22 protein-coding genes are annotated in these 25,175 nt (G+C 60.9%); 8 read left to right on the top strand and 14 right to left on the bottom strand.

Annotation, left to right across the window (positions count from 1 at the left end):
• Nucleotides 1-31 precede the first annotated feature (31 nt).
• Nucleotides 32-2,086 carry an alpha-amylase family glycosyl hydrolase gene (locus tag HW556_RS03165; RefSeq protein WP_176897891.1) on the bottom strand — a complete coding sequence of 685 codons (2,055 nt, stop codon included), beginning with the start codon at nt 2,084-2,086 and terminating at the stop codon, nt 32-34.
• A 174-nt stretch (nt 2,087-2,260) separates the two neighbouring features.
• Here HW556_RS03165 and ggt point away from each other — a divergent pair, with 174 nt between their 5' ends.
• Nucleotides 2,261-4,051, top strand: coding sequence for a gamma-glutamyltransferase (gene ggt / locus HW556_RS03170; RefSeq protein ID WP_176897893.1), 1,791 nt, complete (start codon nt 2,261-2,263; stop codon nt 4,049-4,051).
• A 167-nt stretch (nt 4,052-4,218) separates the two neighbouring features.
• On the opposite strand, the gene HW556_RS03175 is transcribed toward ggt, so the two are convergent.
• The 6 genes from HW556_RS03175 to HW556_RS03200 form a co-directional block, all read right to left on the bottom strand.
• Nucleotides 4,219-4,554 (bottom strand): hypothetical protein, encoded by a 336-nt coding sequence (locus HW556_RS03175; RefSeq protein WP_176897894.1) that lies wholly within the window; start codon nt 4,552-4,554, stop codon nt 4,219-4,221.
• A 215-nt stretch (nt 4,555-4,769) separates the two neighbouring features.
• Nucleotides 4,770-5,144 (bottom strand): hypothetical protein, encoded by a 375-nt coding sequence (locus HW556_RS03180; RefSeq protein WP_176897896.1) that lies wholly within the window; start codon nt 5,142-5,144, stop codon nt 4,770-4,772.
• Between the two features lie 227 nt (nt 5,145-5,371).
• Nucleotides 5,372-5,959 (bottom strand): YceI family protein, encoded by a 588-nt coding sequence (locus HW556_RS03185; RefSeq protein ID WP_176897898.1) that lies wholly within the window; start codon nt 5,957-5,959, stop codon nt 5,372-5,374.
• 86 nt (nt 5,960-6,045) lie between these two features.
• Nucleotides 6,046-6,570 (bottom strand): hypothetical protein, encoded by a 525-nt coding sequence (locus HW556_RS03190; protein WP_176897900.1) that lies wholly within the window; start codon nt 6,568-6,570, stop codon nt 6,046-6,048.
• 192 nt (nt 6,571-6,762) lie between these two features.
• A complete protein-coding gene (locus tag HW556_RS03195; RefSeq protein WP_317170469.1) occupies nt 6,763-7,443 on the bottom strand; it encodes a helix-turn-helix domain-containing protein in 681 nt (226 codons plus the stop codon).
• Nucleotides 7,444-7,506: 63 nt separating this feature from the next.
• A complete protein-coding gene (locus HW556_RS03200; RefSeq protein ID WP_176897904.1) occupies nt 7,507-7,992 on the bottom strand; it encodes a hypothetical protein in 486 nt (161 codons plus the stop codon).
• 403 nt (nt 7,993-8,395) lie between these two features.
• On the opposite strand from HW556_RS03200, the gene HW556_RS03205 reads away from it, so the two are divergent.
• From HW556_RS03205 to HW556_RS03215, 3 genes are all read left to right on the top strand, one after another.
• Complete coding sequence (locus tag HW556_RS03205; protein ID WP_176897906.1) at nt 8,396-9,529, top strand: acyltransferase family protein; 1,134 nt, start codon at nt 8,396-8,398, stop codon at nt 9,527-9,529.
• Between the two features lie 86 nt (nt 9,530-9,615).
• Nucleotides 9,616-11,016: an alpha-amylase family glycosyl hydrolase gene (locus tag HW556_RS03210; RefSeq protein WP_176897908.1), complete on the top strand. Its 1,401-nt coding sequence runs from the start codon at nt 9,616-9,618 to the stop codon at nt 11,014-11,016.
• A gap of 235 nt (nt 11,017-11,251) precedes the next feature.
• Nucleotides 11,252-12,604, top strand: a complete 1,353-nt coding sequence (locus tag HW556_RS03215; protein ID WP_176897909.1) for an alpha-amylase family glycosyl hydrolase — start codon at nt 11,252-11,254, stop codon at nt 12,602-12,604.
• Nucleotides 12,605-12,639: 35 nt separating this feature from the next.
• Here the strand turns inward: HW556_RS03215 and blaOXA are convergent, their stop codons facing one another.
• Nucleotides 12,640-13,476, bottom strand: a complete 837-nt coding sequence (blaOXA, locus tag HW556_RS03220; protein WP_176897910.1) for a class D beta-lactamase — start codon at nt 13,474-13,476, stop codon at nt 12,640-12,642.
• A gap of 104 nt (nt 13,477-13,580) precedes the next feature.
• On the opposite strand from blaOXA, the gene HW556_RS03225 reads away from it, so the two are divergent.
• On the top strand, nt 13,581-14,534 hold the full coding sequence (locus HW556_RS03225) for an aldo/keto reductase (RefSeq protein WP_176897911.1): 954 nt from the start codon (nt 13,581-13,583) through the stop codon (nt 14,532-14,534).
• A gap of 261 nt (nt 14,535-14,795) precedes the next feature.
• Here HW556_RS03225 and HW556_RS03230 read toward each other — a convergent pair whose 3' ends face one another.
• The 4 genes from HW556_RS03230 to HW556_RS03245 form a co-directional block, all read right to left on the bottom strand.
• Nucleotides 14,796-15,917, bottom strand: a complete 1,122-nt coding sequence (locus HW556_RS03230; protein WP_176897912.1) for a TolB family protein — start codon at nt 15,915-15,917, stop codon at nt 14,796-14,798.
• A gap of 72 nt (nt 15,918-15,989) precedes the next feature.
• A complete protein-coding gene (locus HW556_RS03235) occupies nt 15,990-16,550 on the bottom strand; it encodes an NUDIX hydrolase (protein WP_176897913.1) in 561 nt (186 codons plus the stop codon).
• Between the two features lie 33 nt (nt 16,551-16,583).
• Nucleotides 16,584-17,351 carry a L,D-transpeptidase family protein gene (locus HW556_RS03240; protein ID WP_176897914.1) on the bottom strand — a complete coding sequence of 256 codons (768 nt, stop codon included), beginning with the start codon at nt 17,349-17,351 and terminating at the stop codon, nt 16,584-16,586.
• 264 nt (nt 17,352-17,615) lie between these two features.
• On the bottom strand, nt 17,616-18,866 hold the full coding sequence (locus HW556_RS03245; protein WP_176897916.1) for a ribonuclease D: 1,251 nt from the start codon (nt 18,864-18,866) through the stop codon (nt 17,616-17,618).
• A gap of 228 nt (nt 18,867-19,094) precedes the next feature.
• Between HW556_RS03245 and HW556_RS03250 the strand changes: the two genes are divergently transcribed.
• Together HW556_RS03250 and HW556_RS03255 are read left to right on the top strand one after the other, a co-directional pair.
• Nucleotides 19,095-22,049 carry a SusC/RagA family TonB-linked outer membrane protein gene (locus HW556_RS03250; protein WP_242478852.1) on the top strand — a complete coding sequence of 985 codons (2,955 nt, stop codon included), beginning with the start codon at nt 19,095-19,097 and terminating at the stop codon, nt 22,047-22,049.
• Nucleotides 22,050-22,080: 31 nt separating this feature from the next.
• Nucleotides 22,081-23,559 carry a RagB/SusD family nutrient uptake outer membrane protein gene (locus HW556_RS03255; RefSeq protein WP_176897918.1) on the top strand — a complete coding sequence of 493 codons (1,479 nt, stop codon included), beginning with the start codon at nt 22,081-22,083 and terminating at the stop codon, nt 23,557-23,559.
• 98 nt (nt 23,560-23,657) lie between these two features.
• Here HW556_RS03255 and HW556_RS03260 read toward each other — a convergent pair whose 3' ends face one another.
• Nucleotides 23,658-23,897, bottom strand: a complete 240-nt coding sequence (locus HW556_RS03260) for an SPFH domain-containing protein (protein ID WP_176897920.1) — start codon at nt 23,895-23,897, stop codon at nt 23,658-23,660.
• A gap of 253 nt (nt 23,898-24,150) precedes the next feature.
• On the bottom strand, nt 24,151-24,624 hold the full coding sequence (locus HW556_RS03265) for a hypothetical protein (RefSeq protein ID WP_176897922.1): 474 nt from the start codon (nt 24,622-24,624) through the stop codon (nt 24,151-24,153).
• Between the two features lie 167 nt (nt 24,625-24,791).
• Between HW556_RS03265 and HW556_RS03270 the strand changes: the two genes are divergently transcribed.
• A complete protein-coding gene (locus tag HW556_RS03270; RefSeq protein WP_176897924.1) occupies nt 24,792-25,052 on the top strand; it encodes a hypothetical protein in 261 nt (86 codons plus the stop codon).
• Nucleotides 25,053-25,175: the final 123 nt, after the last annotated feature.

Raw genomic sequence — 25,175 nt, forward strand, 5'->3', positions numbered from 1 at the left:
ATCGACCTCCCAGATTTCACAGGCGACCTGTTCAGATACGTTCCAGTACCAGGGCTGTGCGGCTTGTGAGGTAGAGGCTTAGCTTATGCACGCCGTTTTCCTCGAGGGTTTCGTAGCAGTAGTCGTCGTCGATGCGGGCGAAGCCGCCGAAATCGGGGGCATCGGAATCGAGTACGATACGGTAGCGGCCGGCAGCGGGCACCACGAAGCGGTAGTCAGGAATACTGTGCTCGGTGTGCAGGTTGAAGGCCAGCAGCAGCGGGCCGCGCTGGAAGACGAGGACCTGGTTTTCGGGGTCGAGGTGGAGCTGGCGGGCCGGGCCGGCGGCCAGCAGGTGGCTACTCCGGACCAGTTCAATCATGGCCCTATCGAAGTTGAGCAGGTATTGAAACTTGAGGTCGGGGTTGTCGGCCAGGCTCCATTGGCGGCGGGCAAAGTGGTGGCTCCAGTTGTTGCCTTCGCGCGGGAAATCGACCCACTCGGGGTGGCCAAACTCATTGCCTATAAAGTTGAGGTAGGCCTCGCCGCCCAGGCTGATAGTGAGCAGGCGGATGAGCTTGTGCAGGGCCACACCCCGGGCCGCAACCGGGTCGGTGTCGGTGCGGCCCATATGCTGGTAGATGGCGTCGTCGAGCAGCCATTGCGCCAGGGTTTTGTCGCCTACCAGGGCCTGGTCGTGGCTTTCGGCATAGGCCACGGTTTTTTCGCCGTCGCGGCGGTTGTTCAGCACATACCACAAGTCGTAGAGGTTCCAGTCTTCGTCGCGGGTGTGCTTGAGCAGCTTGATCCAGTAATCGGGGATGCCCATGCCCAGCCGGTAGCCGAACCCCACGCCACCCTCGGCAATGGGCCGACACAGGCCCGGCAGGCCGCTCATGTCTTCGGCAATAAGTAGGGCACTGCGCTTGATTTCGTGCACCAGCGTAGTGGCCAATTGCAGGTACAGCACCGCGTCCTCATCCACCTCGGGCCCGAAATACGACTCGTAGCCCCCGAAGCTCACGCCCTCGCCGTGGTGGTGGTAGAGCATGCTGGTAATCCCGTCGAAGCGGAAGCCGTCGATGTGGAACTCTTCGAGCCAGTAGCGCAGGTTGCTGAGCAGGAACTGCTGCACTTCGGGCTTGCCGTAGTCGAAGAGGCGCGAATCCCAGCCTGAATGCTCGCCCCGGGTTCCGGCATGAAAATATTGGTGGCCCGAGCCATCGAGGTTAGCCAGGCCCTCGGCCTCGTTTTTTACGGCGTGCGAGTGCACCACATCGAGCAGCACAGCCAGGCCTAGCCGGTGGGCTTCGTTGATGAGGTATTTGAGCTCTTCGGGCGTGCCGAAGCGCGACGACACGGCGAAAAAGTTGGCCACATGGTAGCCGAACGAGCCGTAGTATGGGTGCTCCATCACGGCCATCAGCTGCACGCAGTTGTAGCCACCGGCCGCAATGCGGGGCAGCACCTGCTCGGCAAACTCCAGGTAGGAGCCCACCCGGCCTTCTTCCAGCGCCATGCCTACATGCGCCTCGTAAATCAGCGGCTCGCGTACGGCGTTGGCCACCCGGAACTTATGGTCAGTCCAGGCAAACGGCGTTTCGGGCCGCCAGACCTGGCCGGCGAAGTCGTGGGTTTCCGGATTCTGCACCGCCCGGCGCAGGGTAGCCGGCAGCCGGTCCTGGGCACCCCGGGCCGATACCACGTGCACTTTATAGAGCGAGTGGTGCGTAAGGCGGTCTTTGTACTCTTTGTCGGGTAGAAAGACCTCCCAAACGCCGTCTGCGCCCTTGGTTAGCGGGGTGGCCTGCCGGTTCCAGTCGTTGAAGTCGCCAATCAGGCTCAGGGCCTGGGCGGCGGGCGCCCACTCGCGGTACCAGTGGCCCCGGCGGCGGCCGTCGTAGTGCAGGCCCAGGCGCTGATGGGCGGTAGCAAACTTGCTCAGCGAGCCATATTGCTGCCCGATTTCGGCCAGCCGGGCTTCCAGCCGCTCCTGGCGGCGGCGCAGCACTGGCTCGTAGGGAGCCAGCCAGGGGTCGTGCTGCACAAGGGGCAGCGCGGTGGCAGGAGCAGCGGCAGAGGCAGGCGAAGCAGTTGGCGTGGTCATGGCAGAAGCGGCAAAGGTGCAGGGTTGCGCTCAAAACTACGTGGAATCAGATGAGGTGGCTCAATTTTCCGGAAAGTTGGTGAACGGGTTGATTGCCGATAGGTAAATGCACTCCCGTTCAGGGCTCGGCGAAGAATGACGTTCTTTCGGCCGAAATCGAGCTCCACTACTCTTATGAAGCACTTTAGCCACTTTTTATTGCTGGCAGCCGGGCTGGCGGCCTGCACCACGGCCCCGCCCGCTACCTCGCCTGTGGCACTGGCCGCTCCGACACTGGCCGCTCCGGTACCAATGGCCACGCCCGTTGTTGCCAGCAAGGCCATGGTTACGTCGGCCCACCCCGAGGCCACCCGTATTGGGGTGGAGGTGCTGCAGCGCGGCGGCAACGCCTACGATGCGGCCGTGGCCGTGCAGTTTGCGCTGGCCGTAGCCTTGCCGGTGGCCGGTAACATCGGGGGTGGCGGCTTCGTGCTCTACCGCGGGGCCGATGGCCGGGAAGGAGCCCTCGACTTCCGCGAAACCGCTCCCGCCGCCGCCACCCGCGACATGTACCTCGATGCGGCCGGTAACGTGATACCCAACCTCAGCACCCGGGGCCACCGGGCAGCCGGCGTGCCGGGCACCGTGGCCGGCATGTGGGCGCTGCACCAGAAGCTGGGCAAGCTGCCGTGGCGCGACGTAGTAGAGCCGGCCGCACAGCTGGCACTGGGTGGCGTAACGCTTACCAAGAAAGAGGCTACCGGATTGAATGATAATCGGACGGCCTTCGCACGTTTCACCCCGCAAGGCAACGCATATATGCGACCCGACGCCAGTACGTACGACTTGGGCACCTACAGTAATCCGCAGCCTGATTTCCGTCCTTGGCAAGCAGGGGATGTAATTAAGTACGTACAGCTGGCCCGCACGCTGGGCCGCATCCGCGACCAGGGCGCGGCCGGCTTTTACGCGGGCGAAACGGCCGATTTACTCGTGGCCGAAATGAAGCGCGGCGGCGGCCTCATCACCAAAACCGACTTGGCCGCCTACCAACCCAAGTGGCGCACCCCGCTTAAAGGCAGCTACCGGGGCTACGAGGTGCTCACGTTTCCGCCGCCCAGCTCGGGGGGTGTGGCCCTGCTGCAAATGCTACAGATGCTGGAGCCCTACAACCTGCAGGCCGCCGGCTGGCACGCGCCCGAGGCCGTGCATTGGCTCACCGAGGCCCAGCGCCGCGTGTACGCCGACCGCGCCACCTACCTCGGCGACCCCGATTTTGGCCGCGTACCGGTAGTACAGCTGCTCGACCCAACCTACAACCGCCGCCGCATGGCCTCGGTGCAGCCACGCCGGGCCACACCCAGCGCCCAGGTAGCGGCCGGCACGGGCCTGCCAGCCTACGAGTCGGACCAGACCACGCACTACAATATCGTGGACGCCCAGGGCAACGCGGTGAGCTGCACGACCACCCTCAACGGGGCCTATGGCAGCAAAGTGGTAGTAGCCGGGGCGGGCTTTCTGCTGAACAATGAGATGGACGATTTCAGCAGCAAGCCCGGCACGCCCAACGCCTACGGGCTGGTGGGCGGCGCGGCCAACGCCATTGCGCCCGGCAAGCGCATGCTTTCCTCCATGACGCCGACCATCCTGCTCAAGGATAACAAGCTGGCCCTGCTCATCGGTACGCCCGGCGGCAGCACCATTATCACGAGCGTGCTGCAGGGCATACTCAATGTAATCGACTACGGCCAGAACGCCCAGCAGGCCGTAGCCGCGCCGCGCCTGCACCACCAGTGGCTACCCGACCAGCTCGATGTGGAAGCCGGCGCGCTATTGCCCGCCACCCAGGATTCGCTCCGCGCCCGCGGCTACCAGCTCAACGCCCGCAGCCCCTGGGGCCGCCTGGAAATCATCCGGGTACTACCAGACGGCCGCCTCGAAGGCGGTGCCGACCCCCGCGGCGACGACAACGCAGCGGGATATTAGGAGTGCGGAATTAGAAGCGAACGAAAACGCCTGCCGTCCTGACGAAGAAAGGACCTTACCTCACCGGAACAGCCGTAACAACGACTCGTTTCAGTGGGATAAGGTCCTTTCTTCGTCAGGATGGCAGGCGGCGTCATGCTGGCCTCTGGATCCTAGCTTTTAAGCTGCTACGACTTCAGCGACTTAGCGGCGTCGCTCAACGTCTGGCCGAGCTGCTGAAGCTTGTCTTTGGCATCTTCGGTGGCGCTGCCAGCGGCTTTGGTGGTGTGCTCGCCCAAGGTGCTCAGCGACTGGCTGATTTTGGAGGCGTCGCCGCTGCCGATGGCGGTTTTCAGGTTTTTCAGTTCGTCGGCAATAGCGCTTAGAGCAGGGCTATTGGCACCGTTGAGGGTTGAAACCCAGCTGTCGATGTTGCCGCCGGCCGCCGGGGCGGCTTGGCTCAGGCCGCCTTGCAGGGCCTGGAGGGTAGCGTCGAGTTGGCTGGTGGAAGTGGAAGCACTCATAGTTAGGTGTGGTTATGGTGAAAGAATTGAACACCACTAGTACCATGCACCAGCTTTAAAAGTTGATGGTCAAATAATTAAACATCTATCAGCAAAACATATCGAGCGGTAAATGGTGTGGGACTAAAGTCCTTTACAGACGAAAAAATTCGGGTTCGGGGATCCGCTTACGCGGTTCTCCGAACCCGAATTTTACACGAGCCTGATTTATTTGATTACAAGATTTTGGCCGAATCGGCCTGGGTCGATTTCAGGTTGCCGGCGGCTATTACCAGCGTCTGGCCCAAGTGGCGCAGTTGGTCGCCGGTGTTGTCGGTGAGGCTGTGCATGCCATGGGCGATGCGCGAGGTTTCGGTCCCCAGCCGCTGGAGGGTGGCGGCAATAGCAGGCCGGTCGTCGCGCTCAACGTAAGAGCGCAGGTTCCGCAGTTCGTTCTGCAGCGCGGTCAGGGCGGAGCCGCCCAGTCCATCGAGGGTGCTAATCCAACTGTCAATATCGCCCAAGCCGGCTTCTAAAGGATTGGCTCCCGGATTATCGAAGGTGTCATAGATGTTGCGAACGGTCTTGTCGATGCGGCTAGCGTGGTTCATAAGGCAAGGGTAAAGAAGGGGTTGATGAGTGGGATGTACGCCGGCCGGCCAACTGGTGTTGCCTGGCCAACATTGACTAAACGGGTTAAAGTCAACGCAATTTAGGCGTTACAACGCTACCGGCCCTGCTACCAATGCCCCGGTGAGTCTTCCAACACTTCGAATCCTCGCTTGATGCTACGTGAACAAGTGGCGACTCGGGCGGCCTTACCAAACAGCACTACCACTCATTCACCCACCGCCGTTAGGTCGAAGGCCAGCCGAAAATCGTTGCGGATAGCGTAGGAGCCCAGATTTTGAAAGAAGCTGCTGGAATTATAGTGGATACCAAACTGGGTGCGGTCGAGGGTGGCGCTGCCGCTGATGTGCAGCCGGCCATCGGGCCGCGGCTCCACCACGAGCGGAAAACGGACGGGCTTGGTAACCCCGCGCAATGTGAGTTGGCCAACGGCCATACCAGCCCGCACTTCCCGCAGCTCAAAAACGGCCGTCGGATACTTTGCCACCGCAAAGAAATCCTCTCCGCGCAGGTGTTCGGCCAGCTGCGCCTGCTCCTGGGCCAGGGTGGTCATATCGAACTCGAAACGGCCGTTACGCAGCGTGCGGCCGTCGTAGCTGAAGCGGCCGCGGCGTAGCTGCACGGTGCCGCTGGGCGCGTAGCTCCCCACTTCAGCATAGCCGGTCCAGGCAACGGCGGCTGGCCCGATCCGGTAGGTAGTGGCCGCCGGTGCCTGAACTGGCGGTTGTAGCGAAGAGGCGGAACCGTTTTGGGGTGTGGCAGAGGCCAGAAAAATTGAAAGGACGAGGAATTTCATCAATTGAGAAGAAAGTGGGCGCGCTTCTGAATGCGCGGCCCGGGTGCGGGAAGTTGAGTTGGGCAATGGCCGGCGGCGGCTCGTTGCTATTTCTGCGGAGTGGCTTCGGTTTCTATCAGTCCGAAGCCCTTATAGAGCTTGCCGGCCAAGTCGCGGGCCAGCACATACCAGAGCGCGTCGCCGCCGTACAGGCCCCGGGCACTGTCGGTGTAGCGGTAGTTTTGGGCGAAAGTGTAGGTACGGCCGGGGCTCAGGCGGCCGTTGGGGCACTGGAAAAGCGTGGCGAATTCGTTGGCATCCTGCTGCAGATTAACCTGCCAGCCGGCCTCGCTGTACCAGATGAAGCTACCGCACTCCACCACCGTCAGCTCCTCTCCTACCTCGGAGCGCACCATGGTGCTATGCTGCCACACGAAACCGCCGGGCTGCTCGGGGTTGGGTTTAGGGTACACCGGGTTGGGCGTATGCCAGAGCGAGAGGCCCACGGGCACCTGCCGAAGCTTATCGGGCAGAACGCGGCGGTGGTCGGTCCAGGCCGGGGCCGGAATTGCCTGGGCCAGCAGGGTAGCCGGCGCGGCGGTAAGCGCGGCCAATAGCAACAGTAGTTTCATGGGACTTGGGGGTTGAGGAACGACCCAAAGGTGCCCGTTCAAACTGCCCTAAGCGCCCCGAATCCAACATCGGGACGGCCCAAATCGTGATGTGGGCGTTAGTTTGGGGCATCGGTGGACTGTTTATCCGCCTGCGGGATGCAAACGCCTTTCCCTACCAGAAGTACCAGCCTCTCTTCGTGCATTTCCTACTCATTCGCTGCTGCTCCACTCGCGGGGAGCCTGGCCGGTAAACTGCTTGAAGATCCGGTTGAAGGTGGTTTTGGAGTTGAAGCCGCACTCCAGGGCCAAGCCCAGTAACGTAAGGCGCTGGGCATCGGGGGTGGCTAGGCGTCGCTTCACCTCGGCCACCCGGTAACTGTTTATCAGGTCGTTGAAGCTCTGGCCGAAACCCTGGTTGACGGTGAACGAAATCAGGCGCGGCGCCAAACCAGTATGCGCCGACAGCTCGGCCAGTGTGAGCGTGGGGTTGAGGTAGACCCGCTCCTCTTCCAGCGCCCGCCGGATGCGCGCCAGCACCGCCGCATCAACGGCCGGCGCAGCGGCCGCTAGCGTATCGGGCGTAGAGGCCGGAACAGGAGACGCGTTGCCAGGACGCGCGAGCGATACAGCGGAATCCGGAAGGGCACCTGCACCAATGAAGGCCGCAGTTTCGGGCGCGGCCGGGGCAGCCTCGGGCACGAAGCTGACGGCCCGCATATCGGCTTGGCGCAGGCCCACTATGCCAATCATAAATACCACGCCACCCAACAGCTCGGTAGAGTAGTCGTACTTATAGTAAAGCCCGAAAAACTCACGCAATACCACTTCCAGCAGCCATTGCAGGCTCACGAGGCCCACCAGCACCAACAGCACCAACAGCACCAACAGCACCCGCAACCAGCGCAGGCGTAGCTCCGAAGTTTCGGAGAAGTTGTCGGGCAGCCAGCTTCCGTACTACCGCAGCAAGTGCAGGCTCAGCCCCAGATATACCGTAAGCGACACCCAAATCCCAATAAACTCCAGCCGGTACGTGTAGGGCCGGTGCACATGCTCCCAGAACCAGGCCCGCGCGGCGTACGATTGAGTGCGCAGGCCCCAGTATAAAGCAGTCTGCAACAGCACCGGCCCAAAATGCCAGAGGTGCCCCGCCCGAAACCGAAATTCGTGGTTGATCAGGCTGCGCACGTAGAAATACAGCAGCGGCCCAAAGGCGAAGGAGTAGTAAATGGGCGCGAAGTACCAGTTGGCATTTTGGTCGTAGATGCCGGCCACCCGAAAAAAGCTATCGAGCAGCCACAAGGCAATGGCCAGCATAAGCAGCGCCAGAAACCCATTGGGCAGGCGGTTACGACGGGCCAGCGCCAGCAGCCCCGCTGCAAAAACGGCCTGCGCCACCACAGCTAACAGGGCCACCACAAGCGGGGTAAACGGTATCTGCATGGCTTTTACTGGAAGTTGGCAACTGGCTTTGGGTTGATGACCAGCCTAGCGGGTTACGGCGCAGATTATCCCTACCTGTTAGGGCTAAAAGGTAGCAAATCGGAAACGGGTGCGGCGCAGGACTCAATCAAAGAAGCTCTAGGCTGCCACTTGTTTGGCTACTTCCAGCTTGCAACCGTAGCGCCTGCCCACAACTCCGGTATTACTGGGGCTACACGATTCGTAATCTACCATCTCGGGTTCTTTGCAAACAAATTGGTAATCATTACACAAAAACCAAGACCATTCTCATCCAATACACTAAGTGAGAGACGGTTAATTACCATGCTCCAATATGCTACTTGGCTGTATTTTTATGTCCAGCCAATTGCAGTAAAATCAGGCTTGGTATCCTCGTTTACTTATGCCTATTTCCAGTGAATCCCCTGCTCTAAATATAAGGGCCGCTTCAGCATATCTTCCAGCCTTAACCGGGGTACGGGCCGTAGCAGCCTACCTGGTATATCTGCACCACTTCAATCCGTTTCGGGCAGGCTCCGGAGTGGAAGGAGAATTGGAAAAAATAGTGCGGGAATTTCACGTGGGGGTACCAGTATTTTTCGTGCTCAGTGGTTTCCTCATCACGCTGCGCTACGCTGGTACTGAACAAATGACTACGCAATGGTGGGGGAGCTACCTACGCAACCGGGTAGCCCGCATTTACCCCATGTATTTCTTGCTCACGGTCCTCACTTTTGCAAGTTTATGGTACCAGACCAGTGAGTTTTTCTGGAAAATCTGGCTGCTGAATGTTACGTTTCTGCGCGGCTTCTTTGAGGCGTTTGTGTACTCTGGAGTGGCGCAGGGCTGGACCCTGACGGTGGAAGAGTGTTTTTACCTAAGTGCGCCGCTTATTTTCCTGCTGCTCCGGTGGCGGCCCCGAGGGCTGTGGCTAGTGCCGCTGGTGTTGTTAGGGCTAGGCGCAGTGATGGTGCTGCTGTGCGGGCCGATGAAGTTGTACGGGCTGTTCGGCAATCTGCGGTTCATGCTGCTATTTACCTTTTTTGGCCGGGCTACCGAATTTTTTGTGGGTATTCAATTGGCTCTCTGGTTTCGGCAGGGTTGGCTGCAACCCAAAGCCGGCAGCCGCCGAACAGCTGCCGGGCTGCTGGCCTTCGGGGCCGTCGTTTTGCTGCTGAACGCAATTCGCGGACCTTACACTTTTGGTCAAGAGCATCCGGTGGGCATGATCCTCAACAATATTGTACTACCAGCAGCCATTGCGCTTTGGTTTGCGGGGCTGCTTACCGAGGAAACCACGCTACGGCGTCTGCTGGGGAGCCGAATGATGCAGGCATTAGGACGAAGCTCGTACGTTTTTTACCTTATCCACATGGGGGTTCCGCACGGCGTCGTTACCCGATTCGTCACTGCCCAACCGCTGCTAGTTTTTCTACTGCTGATTGCAGTGGCAATCATGCTTCACTATTTAGTTGAGGAGCCCCTGAATCGTTGGATAAGGACATTTCGGTGGCCGCGGTGGCGGGCAGCTATGTAACGGGTGCTGGCACGCAGGACAAAAACTGCGTAAGTTGAGCCATGTTTTCCTCCCGCTTTTCACTTTGGCTCTCCCTTGGGTTGGCCTTGCTACTAACCACCTGCCAGAGCAACTCCGTCGATACGCCGGCTGCCGACTGCGCGGCTCCCCCGGCACCGTTTGTGGTGCGCCACCCAGCCTGGGCCGCCAATGCCAGTATCTACGAAGTCAATATCCGCCAGTACACGCCCGAGGGCACGTTTCGAGCCTTTGAGGCCCACTTGCCCCGCCTCGACAGCATGGGCGTGGGCATTCTGTGGCTGATGCCCATCAACCCAATCGGGCAGGAGAAGCGCAAGGGCAGCCTCGGCAGCTACTACTCGGTGCGCGACTACCGGGCCGTGAACCCCGAAATGGGCACGCTGGAAGATTTGCGCCACCTCGTAGACGCCGCCCATAAGCGCGGCATGCACGTCATCCTCGACTGGGTGGCCAACCACACCAGCTGGGACAGCGAACTGGCCCGCCAGCATCCCGACTGGTTTCTGCGCGACTCATTGGGCCGCTTCCGCCCCCCGGTGGCCGACTGGCAGGACGTTATTGCGCTGGATTTTAGTAAGCCCGAACTACGCCGCTACATGACCGAAAGCATGACCTACTGGGTGCGTGAGGCCGATGTGGATGGTTTCCGCTGCGATGTGGCCGGGCTGGTGCCCACCGATTTCTGGAACGATACCCGCGCCGCCCTCACGCAGATCAAGCCCGTGTTTATGCTGGCCGAATGGGACGAGCTGCACGACCCACCCTTTCTCAAACCGGGCGAGTTCGACCCCAACACCCACCTGCTCGAAAAAGCCTTCGACGCCACCTACGCCCTGCGCCTGCGCTATTTGCTCGACAGCATTGCCCTGCGCCAGCAGCCCACACGCGCTATTGATACCTACCTGGCGGCCGAGCGGGCCAAGTATCCGGCCGGCGTGTACCTGATGAATTTCACGAGCAGCCACGACATCAACAGCTGGAGTGGCACCGAATACGAGCGGCTGGGAGCCAACGCCCTGCCCCAGGCCGTGCTGGCGGCTCTGCTACCGGGCATCCCGATGGTGTACTCGGGCCAGGAGGCTGCCCTGAAAAAGCGGCTCAGTTTCTTCGAAAAAGACCCGATTCCGTGGAATGGCTACCCGCTTCAGGATTTCTATACCACACTGCTGCAGCTTAAAAAGCGCAACCCGGCCCTGGCCAACGGCGACCCGTGTGCCGAATTTGAATCCCTGGCCGTCAGCACCAGCCCCGAGGTGTACGGCTTCGTGCGGCGCCGCCAGCAGCAAGCCGTAGTCACGCTCGTAAACTTCGCGAAGCAGCCCCGCGAACTGACCCTGCGTGGCCTCGGGCCGGGCACCTACCGGGAGCTGTTCAGTGGCCAGGTGCAGCGGCTGGGCTCGGGCTCGAAGGTGCCGCTGCGGGCCCACGCCTTCCGCGTGTTCGAGCGCCTGCCCGACCCGAACTAGCGCGGGCGGTCGTTCGACCGAACAGCCGGTTGCCTGCTGGCAATACGACCCGTTGACGGGCCGGTTGGAGCGGGGCCGGAAATCTGTGTGACCGGTCAGTTTCGTAGTTTCCGGACCACCGGGCAATGCAGTCCGCGGGCCACAGTTAACGACTATTAGCAGTCTCGACAGTGAGTACCTGAACAGTCCGGTCCGCTTCCGGCGGCGCGTCCGCTGGCCTTTATTTCTTCGCTCTATGCCTGAACGTTCTTCCCTGATCCACCCCGACGCCCACCTGTTTCAGGTGCGGCATCCTGAATGGGCCGCCACCGCCACTATTTACGAAGTCAATATTCGCCAGTACACGTCCGAGGGCACTTTTCGGGCCTTTATGGCGCACTTGCCGCGGCTGGCCGAAATGGGCATCAGCATCATCTGGCTGATGCCCGTTCATCCGATTGGCGAGCAGGGCCGCAAGGGCACGTTGGGCAGCCAGTACGCCGTGCGCGACTATTTGGGGGTGAATCCGGAGTTCGGGACGCTGGCCGATTTACAGACGCTGGTGGCCGAGGCCCACCGCCTGGGGTTGCGGGTGCTGCTCGATTGGGTGGCCAACCATACCAGTTGGGACAACCCGCTGGTGCACGAGCACCCCGAATGGTACCAGCACGACGCCCAGGGCCGGCTGGTGCCGCCCGTAGCCGATTGGCACGATGTGGTAGCGCTCGACTACGGCCAGCCCAGCCTCCGCCATTACATGACGGAGGCGCTATGCTACTGGGTGCGCGAGGCGGGCATCGACGGTTACCGCTGCGACGTGGCTGCGCTGGTGCCCACCGATTTTTGGGACGAGGCCCGGCCGGCGCTGGAGGCCATCAAGCCCGTGTTTATGCTAGCCGAGTGGGACGAGCTATACCCCTCGGGCGGCCTGAGCTGGGAGGAGTTCAACCCCGATACGCACCTACTGGAGCAGGCCTTCGACATGACGTTTGGCCTGCGGCTGCACTACCTGTTCGACAGCATTGCCGCCGGCCGGGCCAAGCTGGTGGCCATCGATGAGTACCGCGCCGCCGAGCGGGCCAAGTACCCGCCGCAGGTGTACCTGATGAATTTCACCAGCAACCACGACGTGAACAGCTGGGATGGCACCGAATACGAGCGGCTGGGGCCGCTGGCGCAGCCTTTCGCGGTGCTCACGGTGCTGCTGCCGGGCATGCCGCTGGTGTATTCGGGCCAGGAAGCCGGGCTCAGCAGGCGCTTAGACTTCTTCGATAAGGACCCGATAGCCTGGCAGGATTTTCCGCTGCAGGATTTCTATACCCGCTTGCTGCAGCTCAAGCGCCGCCACCCGGCGCTGCGCAACGGCGACCCGGCCAGCCGCTTCGAGCGCCTTCCCGGCCCGGACGACCTCTATGGCTTTGTGCGCGAAAAAAACGGTGCGGCCATGCTCTGCGTCATCAATAGTGGTTTGGAAACCGCCGCCCTGCCCCTGCCTGAGGCTACTGCCGGCACCTGGCGCGACGTGTTCAGCGACGAGCAGCTGATGTTTTGGGCCGGAGAGGAGCTACAAGTACCGGGGCACGGCTGGCGCGTGCTGGAGCAGGTGTAAAGGTTGGCAGCAGCTGCCAGCCTTTACACCTGCCGCTACTTCATCCATCCCAGTTCCTGCAGAACAGCGTCGGTGATTACGCGGCGGCTCGCGGCGAAACGGGCGTCGGCGGGCTGGCCGGCGGCGGGCTCCACGTTGAGGGCGAAGAAGGCCGTGCGTCCGTCGGCGCGTTCGATCCAGCCCACCAGCCAGGCGTTATCGGGGTTGCGGGCCGAGCGGAAACGCCAGCCGGTTTTGCCGTAAAGCGTGTACTGAGGTGTTTCCTGGAGGATGAGCAACTGTTTTACGGCCCGCTGGTGCCGCTTTGCCATGGGCAGCGCTTCGGCCTGGAGGCGACGCAGGAAATCAATCTGCTGAAACTGCGTAATGCGCGACTCGCCATCGAGCCAGAAAGTGTCGAGCGTGCTTTCCGTAACCACCATGCCGGGGTAGGCCAGCTTACGCAGCCACGTTTGGTAGGCGGACACGCCAATTCGGCGGGCCAGTTGCTGGTAGCACGGCACCGCCGACACGCGCAGAGCCCGGGCAAACGGCATATCCTCGTTCCATTGGGGGAAATTGCGCGTTACGCCGTCCCAGCGGCAAACGTCGGAGGTGTCGCGCAAAGCGCCGGTGGCGAGGCCGATGAGAGTATTAGGGATTTTGAAGGTTGAAGCGGGCAGAAACCCCTTGCGGCAACGGTCGGGCCGGTAGGCCACAAACTGCCGGGCCGGCGCGTCGTAGAGCAAAAAAGAGCCTTCTACGCCCTGCTGCTGAAAAATGGGGTCAAAATCGCGCTGGGTCATAGTCGGCCCCTGCCGGCGGGTGCTGCCGGCCAGCAGTCCCGGCAACAGCAGCCAAACCAGCAGCAGAAGTGGATATCTGAATAGCATGGTACGGGTTGATTCTGGCTTAAAGTAATGCGTTTTGATAACCTAACGGCCCGGCCAGGAGTTAGTTGATCTAGCCCAAATCCTACTACCCTGCTCCCTTTCATATGCAACAACACGAACTGGGCCGCTCGGGCCTGCACACCGCGCCCCTCGTGCTGGGCGGCAACGTATTCGGCTGGACCGCCGACCAGGCCACTTCTTTCCGGGTGCTCGATGCCTTCTTGGACGGCGGTGGCAACGCCATCGACACGGCCAACATGTATTCGGCCTGGGTGCCGGGCCATCAGGGCGGCGAGTCGGAGGCCGTTATCGGCAAGTGGCTGCAGCGCCGCGGCCGCCGCGACGATGTGCTCATCTTCTCGAAAGTGGGCATGCAAATGGGCGACGGCCGCCAGGGCCTGGGCCGCGACTATATCCGGGTGGCCGTGGAAGAGTCGCTCAAGCGCCTTAAAACTGATTATATCGATCTGTATCAGTCGCACCAGGATGATGAGGAGCGCACCGTAACCGAGCCGCTGGAGGCTTATGCCGAACTCATCAAAGAGGGCAAGGTGCGCGCCATTGGGGCCAGTAACTTCGGGGCCGGGCGGCTGCGGGCGGCCCTGCAGGCCAGCGAAACCCAGGGCCTGCCGCGCTACGAAACCTTCCAGCCCGAGTACAACCTGTACCAGCGCGAAGGCCTCGAAAAAGAGCTGCTGCCGCTTTGCCAAGAGTATGGCCTGGGCATTATCCCCTATTTCGGGCTGGCCTCGGGCTTCCTAACGGGCAAGTACCGCTCTGAAAAAGACCTGGCCAAAAGCGTGCGTGGCAGCAGCATCGGCCCCAAATACCTCAACGAGCGAGGCTACCGGATTCTGGATGCGCTCGACGCCGTAGTGGCCCGTCACGCCGGTGTCTCGCCCGCCCAAGTGGCCCTGGCCTGGATTATGGCCCGCCCCGGCCTCACGGCCCCCATTGCCTCAGCTACGAGCGTAAGCCAAGTGGAGGAGCTGACCAAAGCCATGCAGCTGGGACTGGATGAAGCCGACATGCACCAGTTGAGCCAAGCGAGTAGCTAACTCAAGTTGTGGCGTGAGCCTGCCGGAACGACGTAGGGGCGGGGGGTGGTCCCCCCCCCCCCCCGCCCGCTCCCCGCGGGGGCTGGGGGGCCACAGGCAACACCCTCTTCTTTCTCCCCCACCGCGGCCACCCCCCCCCCCCCCCCCCGCCGCGCGCGATGCAGACAAAAAACGGCGAGGGGGGGGGGGGACACACCCCCCGCCCCTACAGCGTGCTTTAGCTGCGTGTGCGTGGAAATGACGGTTCACGCATTCACCGAGTTACTTTGGCTCGGTGATGAAGTTGGGCAGGCCGAGCTTGCCGCGGCGGCCACCTAGCTTGAGGCCGTCATCCACGTAGCTGGCCTCGGCGGCGTTGGGGTTCTTGATGACACCCAGAAACGGATTGTCTTCGCGCGAGACGTAGATGTTACCGTCGGGGGCGCGCTGCAGAGAGCCTACTTTGCGATTGGCCGACTTGCCGATAACCGTTGCTTTACCGCTTTTCAGGTCGATCTGGTAAATCTGGGCTTGGCCGCCACCTTCGCCGTTGCTGGAGCCGTAGAGCTTGCTGCCATCGGGCGAAAACTCGACGCCATAGGCCTCGGGGTAGGGGCCGTAGGAGCGTGGGTTGCGCACCTGGCCGGTGGTGCGGTCGAAATCGAAAACCTCGTACTTATTGGCTTCGCGCCACAGAGCCAGCGCCAGCTGGCGGCCATCGGGCGAGAACTTGAGGGCCCCAATGGCGTTGCGGCCGGGGCCGGCGTGCATGCTGCCCACATTGCTCATTACGGGCTTGCTCTGCACGCCTTCGGGCGTTACGAGGTAGCTCACGAAGGCGTTGGAGTTCCAGCGGTGCGCTACTACCCACACGTCGCGGCCGTTTTGGTGGCGCACGGCGGCCAGCTTCTCAGCCACCGGAGATACGAGCAGAGCGTTAAGGCGCACTAGGTCGCCCAAGCCATTGTCGCGGGTCATGTCGAGGGTGGAATAGCGCAGGCCGTTGGGGCCGCCCTGGGCACCAGTCGTGAAGATGTAGAAGATGTTGCCGCTGCCCGGATCGGGCACAATCAGGGCACTTTGGGTGCTGGAGTTCGAGCCCATCAGCTTGCGGCCGTTGGGCATCACTTGGTGCTGGCGGTTGAACACCAGCTCGCCGTTGGTATAAAACAGCAGCTGGCCCTGCTTATTGGCCGCTACGGCCGAGCCCTCGTAGGTGGTCATTTTGCTGGTGAGCAGCGGGGTGGGCACGCCGCCATCGGCCGGGAACTGCAGGCCTGACTGCTGCCCAAACAGCCAGATGGACTGCTGCTGTTGCGCGAAGGCTGCGCCGGAGAGCAACAGCAGGGCCGGCAGCAGCAAAGGCAAAATCGAGAGGCGTTTCATGGCAGAGAAAGTAGTCATGCGTAGTAGAAAGGCAATATCGTGCCAATTTATGGGAGGGGGTGGGGGGAAGAAGGCCGTTCTTCCATGCCTCTATACTTCCCACTCCCCGGCCAGCAGGCGCGGGATGAGAGGCTGCATAATGCGGTAGCTGGCACCCCAAAGCGGATAATCGGCTCCAACGCGGTAGAAGGGCACCCGCCGCGGACCGGGCCAGCCGGGTAGCTCCCAAGTTTCTTCTACGTGGTTGAGGCCGTCGGCAAGGTGGCGGAGCGGGATTTCCAGCACCTCATCTACCTCCCGTGCCTGCCACTGCCAGCGGGCGGGCCGCTCAATACGGCCCAGAAACGGGCTGATGCGGAAGCCACTGGGTATAGCCACGGTGGGCAGGGTGGCCAGCAGCTGCACATGGGTGGGTGGCAAATACACTTCCTCAAAGGCTTCGCGCAATGCGGTGGCCTGCAGGTCGGCATCGGTGGGCTCGGGTTTACCACCAGGAAAGGCTAGCTGCCCGCCGTGCACCCCGAAGGCCGTGCGTCGGACCATCACGAGTTGCAGTTCGCCGGCCGCGTCGCGGAATATGGGCACGAGTACGGCCGAATCGCGCAGGTTTTGGGGAATTGGGAAGTCGTGGATGGAAAGCAGCTGAGCCATAGTCGCAAAGTACGCCGGCCGGGCCAGCGGGGTTTAGCGCACTACGTAGGCTCCGGTGGGGGCCACCGTCACGGTAGGTAACTCGTGGTGGATTTCGAAATACTCGTAACCCGGAGCCAGCTCCTGCCAGAATGCCAGGTGCGGGCTGGCCTGGCGGCGGGCCAGCTGGTCAGCCGACAGCTCGAACGGGAAAATGTGCACCGGAATGCTGAGCTGCCCGGCGGCTTGGGCTTCCACGGCCAGTACATACAGCTCCCGAATGCCCGCATCGGTGATGGGCAGGCAGCCGATAGTTTCGTTTGAGCCGTGCAGAAAAATATTGTCGCCGGGGTCGAGGCCGGGGGCGGTGCGTAGCTGGTCGGCCGCGTTGGGGTAGTCGAGGCCTAGGGAAAGCAGGTACTGGCTATTCGGGTTGAAGCGGTTTATGGTATAGAATCCTTCCGGAATCTGCCCGTCGCCGGCCCGGCGCTTGGGTCCCAGCGTGCCCGAAGTGCCGGCCAGCCCGAAGGTACGCAGCAGCACGAACGGCCCCGCGCCCCGGTTGCGGGCCCACACTTCCACCCGCCGCCCAATTTTAAAGGCCCGCACGAACAACTCCAACTGTTCGGCGACCAGCCCGTTGCGGCGCAACAGTGCCTGTACCGGTGCCTGATACTGGGCGTAGGCTTCGCGCACCCGGGGGTAGCGCAGTTGCCCGGTGCGGAAATTGGGCTCGGGGTCGGGACGGCGAGTGGCTGGGCGGGCCGCCAGGGCCACCACCAGTACCAGCGCCGCCACCGACAGAAGGAAAAGACTCCGCATCGGGAAGCAGGTGAAAATGTCGTCAAAAGTAGAAAGCAACTCCCTAACTCGGAACCCAACCAAACTGATATATAGCACAGGTTGTGGAGGGTGCTGTAGGGGAGGGGCCTGTCCCCCCCCGCCGTTCGCGCCGGTTTAACGGGAATTGTTCAACGGGAACCGTTCAACGGCGGGGGGGGGGGGGCGCCCCCCCCCCCCCCGTGGTTGCCGGTCCGGTTTCAAATTCGTCCAGCGGGGGGGGAAAACCCCCCCCGCCCCTACATCTTACTTCTCAAACGGCGCGGCTACTTTCGAAAAGTCCAGGTTATGCTTTTGGGCGGTTTCGGTGAGGAGCTGGTGCTGCCAGGGACGCAAAACCTGGTCGGCGCCCTGCTCGATGATGTCGTTGATGAGGCGGTTGCTGAGCACGAGGTTGGCCATGATGGCACTGTGGTCGGCGGCGAGGTGGGCTTTGAGCGTAGTCAGCAGGGCTTCGCGGGCGTCGGCTTCGGCGGCTTTGGCCCCACTCAGGCGGCGGCGCGATGGGAAGCCGCGCCGGTCGGCGGGCAGCGGCGGCTCGGGCGTCCGGTCTTCCTGGCTCAGGGCTACGAGGCGGTCGGCGAAGGTGCCGCGCTTTAGCTCGGGGTGCAGGCCGTTGGCGTTGCGCAGGTGGCCGGTGCTGGTAACGGGCAGGCGCGTAAGCTCGGCCAGCCGGTCGTTGCTGGCAATCATGTAAGAGGGCCGGTCGATGTGGCGCGCTACCTCGTCGCGCAGCATAAACAGGTCGCGGAACATGGGCAGCTCGGTGGGCTGAATTCGGTATTTGCCAGCCAGGCGCATATAGGGCCGCTCATCGCGCGAGTAGCGCACGGCTTCGAGGGCTTCGTGTTCCTGCTCGGCCCAGGCGGTGCGGCCCAGGGCGGCCAGTTTGGCGCTGAGGCGGTCGGTCAGCTCGAACAGATACAGCACGTCGTTGGCCGCGTACTGCTTCTGGGCCTCGGTGAGGGGGCGCTTGAGCCAGTTCGACTTCTGCTCGCCCTTGTCTACTTCCAGGCCCAGTTCCTCCTGAATGAGGCGGCCCAGCGAGATATTGTTGTCGGCCTCGGCCAGCAGCGTGTGCTGCACGCTGGTATCCACGATGTTGCGCACATGTACGCCGTAGAGCTCATCTAGCAGCAGAATATCGGACTTGCAGCTGTGAAATATGGTGGTAATGGCTGGGTCGCGCAGCACCTGCCAGAGCGGTTTCAGGTCCTCGGCCTCGTTCTCCAGCTCCAGCGGGTCAATCAGGTAAACGGTCTGGCCATCGAACACCTGAATGAGGGCCAGGTGGCGGCCGTAGCGGTGGCGCATGTCATCGAACTCTAGGTCGAGGGCAATGCGGGTACTTTGGAGCAGGTTGCGGGCCGCCTCGGCTACGGCCGATGCGTCCGTGATAAACTGAATATCGGGCATTAAGTAATCGGCAAGAATGACAGCCCGCACCAGCTGGCGGGCAATGGTAGTAAAGGTAGGTAGCAGGCGGCGTTCAGCCATAAATATGAATAGCCGAGAGTAAAACAGTTGCATTTCCGATAAAATATATTGCTTATTGCAGATACCTTGCAGTCCTCTCGGAATCCAAACCAGTACAGTGGTTGGATTCTGGTCTCGGTAGCAGCGCCCGGCTTCGTGCCCCGGCCCCGGCCCGATGCAGTGGCTGCTTCACTTTAGCTGCCTCTCTGAGAGGTCCCACGCATGAGAAAAAACTACTTATTCCCTCTGATGGGAGGATTGCTGCTGACTGCCGGCACGGCCGTTGGACAGACCCGCGCCGTGAGCGGCCGCGTAACAGATGCTACCGGCGCGGGTTTGCCGGGAGTAACGGTTCTGGAGCAAGGCACATCCAACGGTACAAGTACCGATGCCGGTGGCTCTTTTACCTTAGCAGTGCAACCCGGCGCCACGCTAACGGTTAGCTCCATTGGCTTCGAAACTCAAAATGTAGCAGTAGGTAGCCAGTCCAGCGTGGCCGTCACGCTCAAAACCAACGCTACCCAGCTCGGCGAAGCCATCATTGTAGGGTACGGTACACAAGTGAAACGCGAGCTGACTGGGGCAGTAACCCAGCTCGGAAGCAAAGACGTAGAGAACGTACCTGTGGTCAGCTTTGAGCAGGCTATTCAGGGACGTACGCCGGGCGTGCAGATCAACCAGACCAGCGGCAAGCTGGGTGCCGGGGTGCAGATTCGGGTGCGGGGTTCTTCTTCCATCACGGCCTCCAACCAGCCACTTTATGTAATAGACGGTATTCCCGTCACGTCGCAGGACGTGGGCTCGGCCTCGGGTGAGCCGCTTAACCCGCTGGCTGACATCAACCCCAGTGACATTGAAAGCATCACGATTCTAAAAGATGCCGCTTCGTCGGCTATTTATGGGTCGCGCGCTTCCAATGGCGTGGTGCTGGTGACCACCAAGCGGGGCCGCGCCGGCGACACGCGCGTGAGTGTGGGAGCCTACTACGGGCGGTCGGAAGCAACCAAGCTGCGCAAGTTCCTGAACGCGGATCAGTACAAGGAGCTATTCGCCGAAGCCGCCACCAACGTGGGCTATACCAACCCGGCCGAGGCGTTTGAGGAGAATGGACTTGACTTCGACTCACCATTCGATACACCCTGGTCAGATCTGGCATTCCGTAAGGGCTCGGTGCAGCAGTATGATGTGAGTGTGTCGGGCGGCGACGCTAAAACGCGCTTTTTCCTGAGCGGCTCCTACAGCGACCAGGAAGGTATCATCATCGGCAACCGTTACCGTCGCGGGTCGTTGCGGGCCAATCTCGACCACTCGCTGAGCGAAAAGGTGCGCATCGGACTCAACCTCTCGCTTACCCGCTCCGTCAACGACCGGGTAGCCGACGACAACGCCTTCTCCAATCCGGTGCAGCTCAACGCACTACCGCCCATTCAGTCGAACATCGATGTCACCGATCCAACCGGTCTCAACCGCAACACACTCTATTATAATGCGTTGTTGCAGGTAGATAACGCCGAGAACCGCTCCGGCAACTACCGCTCGTTCGGCAACGTGTCGTTGGCTTACGAACCCATCAAGGGGCTGACTTTCCGGACCGAAAACGGCTACGACTTCCTCAATCTCAACGAGCGGATTTACCAGGGCCTTTATACCGAAGATGGGGCACCAACCGGTTACGGCTACCAAAACCAACTTCAGGGCATCAATTATACCACTAACAACACTGTTACTTGGCTTAAAACCTTGGGCGAAGAGCACACGCTTGAGGCTCTGGGCGGTTTCTCGTTCCAGCGCTTCGACCAGCAGAACAACTCCTCCGAAGGACGGGGCTTTCCCAATGACCAATTCAAGCGTATTGCATCGGCCGCCCGCATCACGGCGGCCAGCAGCGCCGGTACCGGTTATACCTTCCTCTCGTACCTGACGCGCGTCAACTACACGTTCCGCAACCGCTACCTGGCCTCGGTCAGTGCCCGCCTTGATGGATCGTCGCGCTTCAGCCCCGGCAACCAGTATGGGGTGTTCCCGGCTGCTTCGCTGGGCTGGATCATTTCTGACGAAGGTTTCCTGCAGGACAATAATGTTCTCTCGTTCCTCAAAATCAGGGGTAGCTATGGTTTAACGGGTAACTCCGAAATCGGCAACTTCTCGTCTCGGCGCTTGTACTCGGCTGTTCCTTATGCTGATGTGGCCGGTATTCAGCCTACTGGCCTGGGCAACCCCGACCTGACTTGGGAAACAACCACCCAGGCAGATATTGGGGTGGAGTTTGGGTTCCTCGACGGCCGTATCTCGGGCGAAGTGGATGTGTACGAGAAAATCACCAACGACCTGCTGCTCGACCTGCAGCTGCCTTACACCGGTGGGTATCCTGTCGTGACGCGCAACATCGGCGATTTGCGTAACCGGGGCATCGAGTTCAGCCTCAACACCCGCAACCTAGACAAGGATTTCAAATGGCAGACCAACTTTAACCTGAGCATCAACCGCAATGAAATTACCAACCTTAACGGGCAGGAAATTATTGCCGGCGGCCGTAACCTGGGCCGGGTGCGGGAAGGGGAACCGATTGGCGTATTCTGGGGTAAGAAATTTGCTGGTGCTGACCCAGACAACGGCGACGCCCTCTACTACACGGCCGACGGGGGCACCACCAACGACTACTCGGCTGCGGTTGAGCAGAAGCTGGGCGACCCCAACCCTGACTTCACGGGCGGTCTGACGAATACTTTCAGCTTCAAAGGCTTCGAGCTAAGCATTCTCAACCAATTCGTGTCGGGCAACGACATTTATAATATTGGCGGAGTGTTTCAGTCAGTCAACGGCGACTACTTCGACAACCAGACCCTCGACCAGCTGAAGCGCTGGCAGAATCCTGGCGACATGACCAGTGTCCCACAGGCGCGCCTCTACGACGGAAATGGCACGGCGCCCTCTTCGCGCTGGATTTCGGGCGGCTCCTTCTTCCGGTTCAAAAACGTGACGCTGGGTTACACGCTGCCTGCCAGTCTGCTGAAGGTCGGTGGTGTTCGGTCGGCGCGGGTGTACGTGACGGCCCAAAACCTGTTCACCATCACCAACTATGATGGCTACGACCCAGAAGTAAACACCACGGCGTTCGGCCGCCCTAGCTACTTGCTTGGGCATGACTTCTATACGCCGCCGCTGGCTAAAACCTGGATTATCGGGTTCAACCTGGGATTCTAGGCCTTTCACGTTTTTGCTTTGACTTTCGACCATGAAAACTATATCCGCTTCACTCCGCCGACTGGTGGCTCCAACGGCCCTTCTGCTCACACTAGGGCTGCTGGGCTGCGATAAACAACTGGACATTGAGCCCCAGCAGTCTGTTGATGCTGCCACGGCGCTCAGCACGCCTGAGGGCGTACAATCGGCCCTAACTGGCGTTTATGCCCGCCTCGATCTGCCGCAGTCCTATGGTACCAATCTGCTGCTGATGGCTGATTTGCTGGCGGCCGATCTGCCTACGGCTGCCACTTTCACTTACATCGGCTGGCAGGGTACCTTCCAGAGCTACCGCGAGGTATCGCGCAAGCAAATGACCGATGTAAATACGGAGGCCGACCGCACCTGGAACCAGAATTTTCAGACCATTAACTTGGTTAACTTAGTGCTGGATGCGCTGCCCGTGGTAGCCGATGCCGACGATAAGCAGCGCATTGAGGGGGAAGCCCGCATGATACGTGGCATGCTCTACTTCGAGTTGGCCCGTCTCTATGCACAGCCTTACCGTACCACCGGTGCCTTCTCCAACGCGGCCCTGGGCGTGCCCGCGCCCACGGCCACGCCAGGGCTGCCAATCAACCTGAGCGCCAACAAAACGGAGGCTGATGCCGCCCGGCGAATTGCCCGCTCCTCGCTGGAGGAAACCTATACCCAGATTTTGGCCGACCTGACCGCTGCCCAGGACCTGCTGCCCGAGGCCAACGACCGCACCCGCTTCGATCAGTACGATGCCAAAGCATTTCTGGCGCGCGTGTACCTGCAGCGCGGTGAGTACGCGACAGCCCGCGATTTGGCCAACGAGGTCATCAACGATTCGGGCGCTTCGCTCAATGCCTCGTCGGTTTCCACGTTTACCAACAAGAACTCGTCGGAAGTGCTGTTCGAGATTCAGCAGAACGACCAAAACAACGCTGGTAACTCCAACGATGGCCTGGCTACGTTCTATTCGAGCAACGCGGCCGGCTTCGGCGGCCGTGGCGACGTGCGCATCTATCAGGCGTTTGCAGACCAGTATGGCGCCGACGACCAGCGGGGATTCAACCCCCAAATTGGGGCCTCCCTGATTTATGAAGGTACCGGCCGTCGGGCGGGCTTCCTGCGCACGTACAAATGGAACAACGCGGGGCAGAACATTCCGATTCTACGCCTTTCTGAAATGTACCTTATCCGGGCCGAAACCAACCTGCGACTTGGTACCAACGTGGGCGCCACGGCGCTGGTCGATGTCAACCGCATCCGCACCCGGGCCCGCGCTACACCCTTAGCCAACGTTACGCTGGCAAGCGTGCTGCAGGAGCGGGACTTAGAGTTTGCCTTTGAGGGCTTCCGGGTGCATGATTACAAGCGTACGGGCCGTAGCATCGGTGCCGGTACGGCGGCCATTCCGGCCAATGCCCCGGCGCTGGTTATGCCGATTCCGAAATACGAAATCAACCTGGGCAACGCCCTGCCCCAAAACGAAGGATATTAACTGCCGTTGCTATTGTCTACAGCAGAAAAGGCCGTCCCGGATTCCGGGACGGCCTTTTCTGCTGTAGACAACAGTGGTTACTTATCTGAAATAAGGACCTATGTGCCTTTGCTTCCCCCATGATGATGACTTTGGCGTTGGGCGAAAGAACAATTTCCTTGTTGACCTTCGGACTGAAAGGCCGACATATTGTATTTCTGGATTTTGGTATCGAAGCGCGCAATGTCAACCAGCGGATTCATCACGCTCAGGCCACTGAGCAGCGCCCGGGTCTGCACCTGCCCAAACAGCGTCTGCACACCCACCTCGCCGGCATCTACCTGAACAATGGTACTCAAAGCCATGCCGAGCAGCACCAGCAACCCGCTGACAACGCTCCACCTTAGGCTCCCAAAGCCAACACGTTACGGCGAATCGTCAGGCCAGTAACCAGTAAAATCAGCCCCATAATAGCAAGTAGCGTAGGGGATTTAGCAGGAAAATCAGTAGGTAATCTTGCTACAGGAATCTGAGAGAGTAGAAGCTAGGACGTATAATTGAGAAACAACATCATTCTCCGCTGCGCGCTGCATGACGTTGTTTTTTAGCTTTCTAGTCTTCGTCCTCCTCCTCGCGGCTGAAATCCAGCGTCGGGACCAGCTCCAGTGCTTCCCGGATAACATCGTCCATCAGGCGTTGGGTATCGGCGTCGAGGGTGCGCTCGAACAGGTGCAGCACCTGCTCGCCGTCTTCGTTCACATAGAGGTTAGCGTAAAGCTGGTCGAAGGTAGTGGCGCCCTTCTGCATGGCCTTGTCGATGCCTGCTACGGATGGGGCTTGCAGCGCGTTTTTCAGCACATCGAGTACTTGGCGGGCTTCCTCCATGTCGCCCAGTTCGGCCAGCAGCCGCAGTAGGGACAGGGCCACGCCTAGCCGCACGCGCTCGAAGCGGTAGGCAATATCGGCGGAGGCCGCCTGCCCGAATAGGTGGTAGGCCTCGCGGGTGGCGGGCGTGAGGTATCGGGCGGCGGCGGCGGGCTCGGCGAAAGCTAAGTCGAGCAGGCGCTGGTAGGGAGAGTTGGACATCGGCAGCAGGTGTAACGCCGGAGCAATCCGGAGAATCTGGCTTGAAAACGGGAACCTTGGGCCGCGAAGGTACGATTACAGGAGCGGCAGTAGCCAAAAAACCGGCCGACTGGTTATCTTAGCAGCTTCCCGCTCGTTCCGTCCAAATCCGCATCTGTAGCTCCATCATGACGCACAAAGAAAAATGGCTCGCCTTCGCTCCGGCCGGCCTCTTATCTATCGGCTTGGGTACCTGTCTGGTGCAATGGGCCGCCGACAAAAAGCGCCGCCACGAACCGACCAGCGAGTGGGTTGCCGCCGGCACAGCTGCCCTGCTCGTGCTCAACGCCGGCATCAGCCTCTTCGGCCGTGGCGTGGTAGAAAAAGTCAAGCACGACCTGCGCCACCAAATTCCCGAGCCCGACTACGGCAACATTGGAAGGCTGTAAGGGAAAAAAGAGAACGTCATTCTGAGCGAAGCCGGAGGCGAAGTCTAAGAATCTCTACTGCAATGCTAACCCTTTCGTTGGGTTTACTATTGCGGTAGAGGTTCTTCGACTTCGCCTCCGGCT

Source organism: Hymenobacter terrestris (genome assembly GCF_013377905.1).
GTDB classification, from domain to species: domain Bacteria; phylum Bacteroidota; class Bacteroidia; order Cytophagales; family Hymenobacteraceae; genus Hymenobacter; species Hymenobacter terrestris.

What these genes read in the sequence shown, in the direction of transcription:
- HW556_RS03165 (WP_176897891.1), bottom strand. Translation starts at nt 2,086, where the DNA reads ATGACCACGCCAACTGCTTCGCCTGCCTCTGCCGCTGCTCCTGCCACC.
- ggt (WP_176897893.1), top strand. Translation starts at nt 2,261, where the DNA reads ATGAAGCACTTTAGCCACTTTTTATTGCTGGCAGCCGGGCTGGCGGCC.
- HW556_RS03175 (WP_176897894.1), bottom strand. Translation starts at nt 4,554, where the DNA reads ATGAGTGCTTCCACTTCCACCAGCCAACTCGACGCTACCCTCCAGGCC.
- HW556_RS03180 (WP_176897896.1), bottom strand. Translation starts at nt 5,144, where the DNA reads ATGAACCACGCTAGCCGCATCGACAAGACCGTTCGCAACATCTATGAC.
- HW556_RS03185 (WP_176897898.1), bottom strand. Translation starts at nt 5,959, where the DNA reads ATGAAATTCCTCGTCCTTTCAATTTTTCTGGCCTCTGCCACACCCCAA.
- HW556_RS03190 (WP_176897900.1), bottom strand. Translation starts at nt 6,570, where the DNA reads ATGAAACTACTGTTGCTATTGGCCGCGCTTACCGCCGCGCCGGCTACC.
- HW556_RS03200 (WP_176897904.1), bottom strand. Translation starts at nt 7,992, where the DNA reads ATGCAGATACCGTTTACCCCGCTTGTGGTGGCCCTGTTAGCTGTGGTG.
- HW556_RS03205 (WP_176897906.1), top strand. Translation starts at nt 8,396, where the DNA reads ATGCCTATTTCCAGTGAATCCCCTGCTCTAAATATAAGGGCCGCTTCA.
- HW556_RS03215 (WP_176897909.1), top strand. Translation starts at nt 11,252, where the DNA reads ATGCCTGAACGTTCTTCCCTGATCCACCCCGACGCCCACCTGTTTCAG.
- blaOXA (WP_176897910.1), bottom strand. Translation starts at nt 13,476, where the DNA reads ATGCTATTCAGATATCCACTTCTGCTGCTGGTTTGGCTGCTGTTGCCG.
- HW556_RS03225 (WP_176897911.1), top strand. Translation starts at nt 13,581, where the DNA reads ATGCAACAACACGAACTGGGCCGCTCGGGCCTGCACACCGCGCCCCTC.
- HW556_RS03230 (WP_176897912.1), bottom strand. Translation starts at nt 15,917, where the DNA reads ATGACTACTTTCTCTGCCATGAAACGCCTCTCGATTTTGCCTTTGCTG.
- HW556_RS03235 (WP_176897913.1), bottom strand. Translation starts at nt 16,550, where the DNA reads ATGGCTCAGCTGCTTTCCATCCACGACTTCCCAATTCCCCAAAACCTG.
- HW556_RS03240 (WP_176897914.1), bottom strand. Translation starts at nt 17,351, where the DNA reads ATGCGGAGTCTTTTCCTTCTGTCGGTGGCGGCGCTGGTACTGGTGGTG.
- HW556_RS03245 (WP_176897916.1), bottom strand. Translation starts at nt 18,866, where the DNA reads ATGGCTGAACGCCGCCTGCTACCTACCTTTACTACCATTGCCCGCCAG.
- HW556_RS03250 (WP_242478852.1), top strand. Translation starts at nt 19,095, where the DNA reads ATGGGAGGATTGCTGCTGACTGCCGGCACGGCCGTTGGACAGACCCGC.
- HW556_RS03255 (WP_176897918.1), top strand. Translation starts at nt 22,081, where the DNA reads ATGAAAACTATATCCGCTTCACTCCGCCGACTGGTGGCTCCAACGGCC.
- HW556_RS03265 (WP_176897922.1), bottom strand. Translation starts at nt 24,624, where the DNA reads ATGTCCAACTCTCCCTACCAGCGCCTGCTCGACTTAGCTTTCGCCGAG.
- HW556_RS03270 (WP_176897924.1), top strand. Translation starts at nt 24,792, where the DNA reads ATGACGCACAAAGAAAAATGGCTCGCCTTCGCTCCGGCCGGCCTCTTA.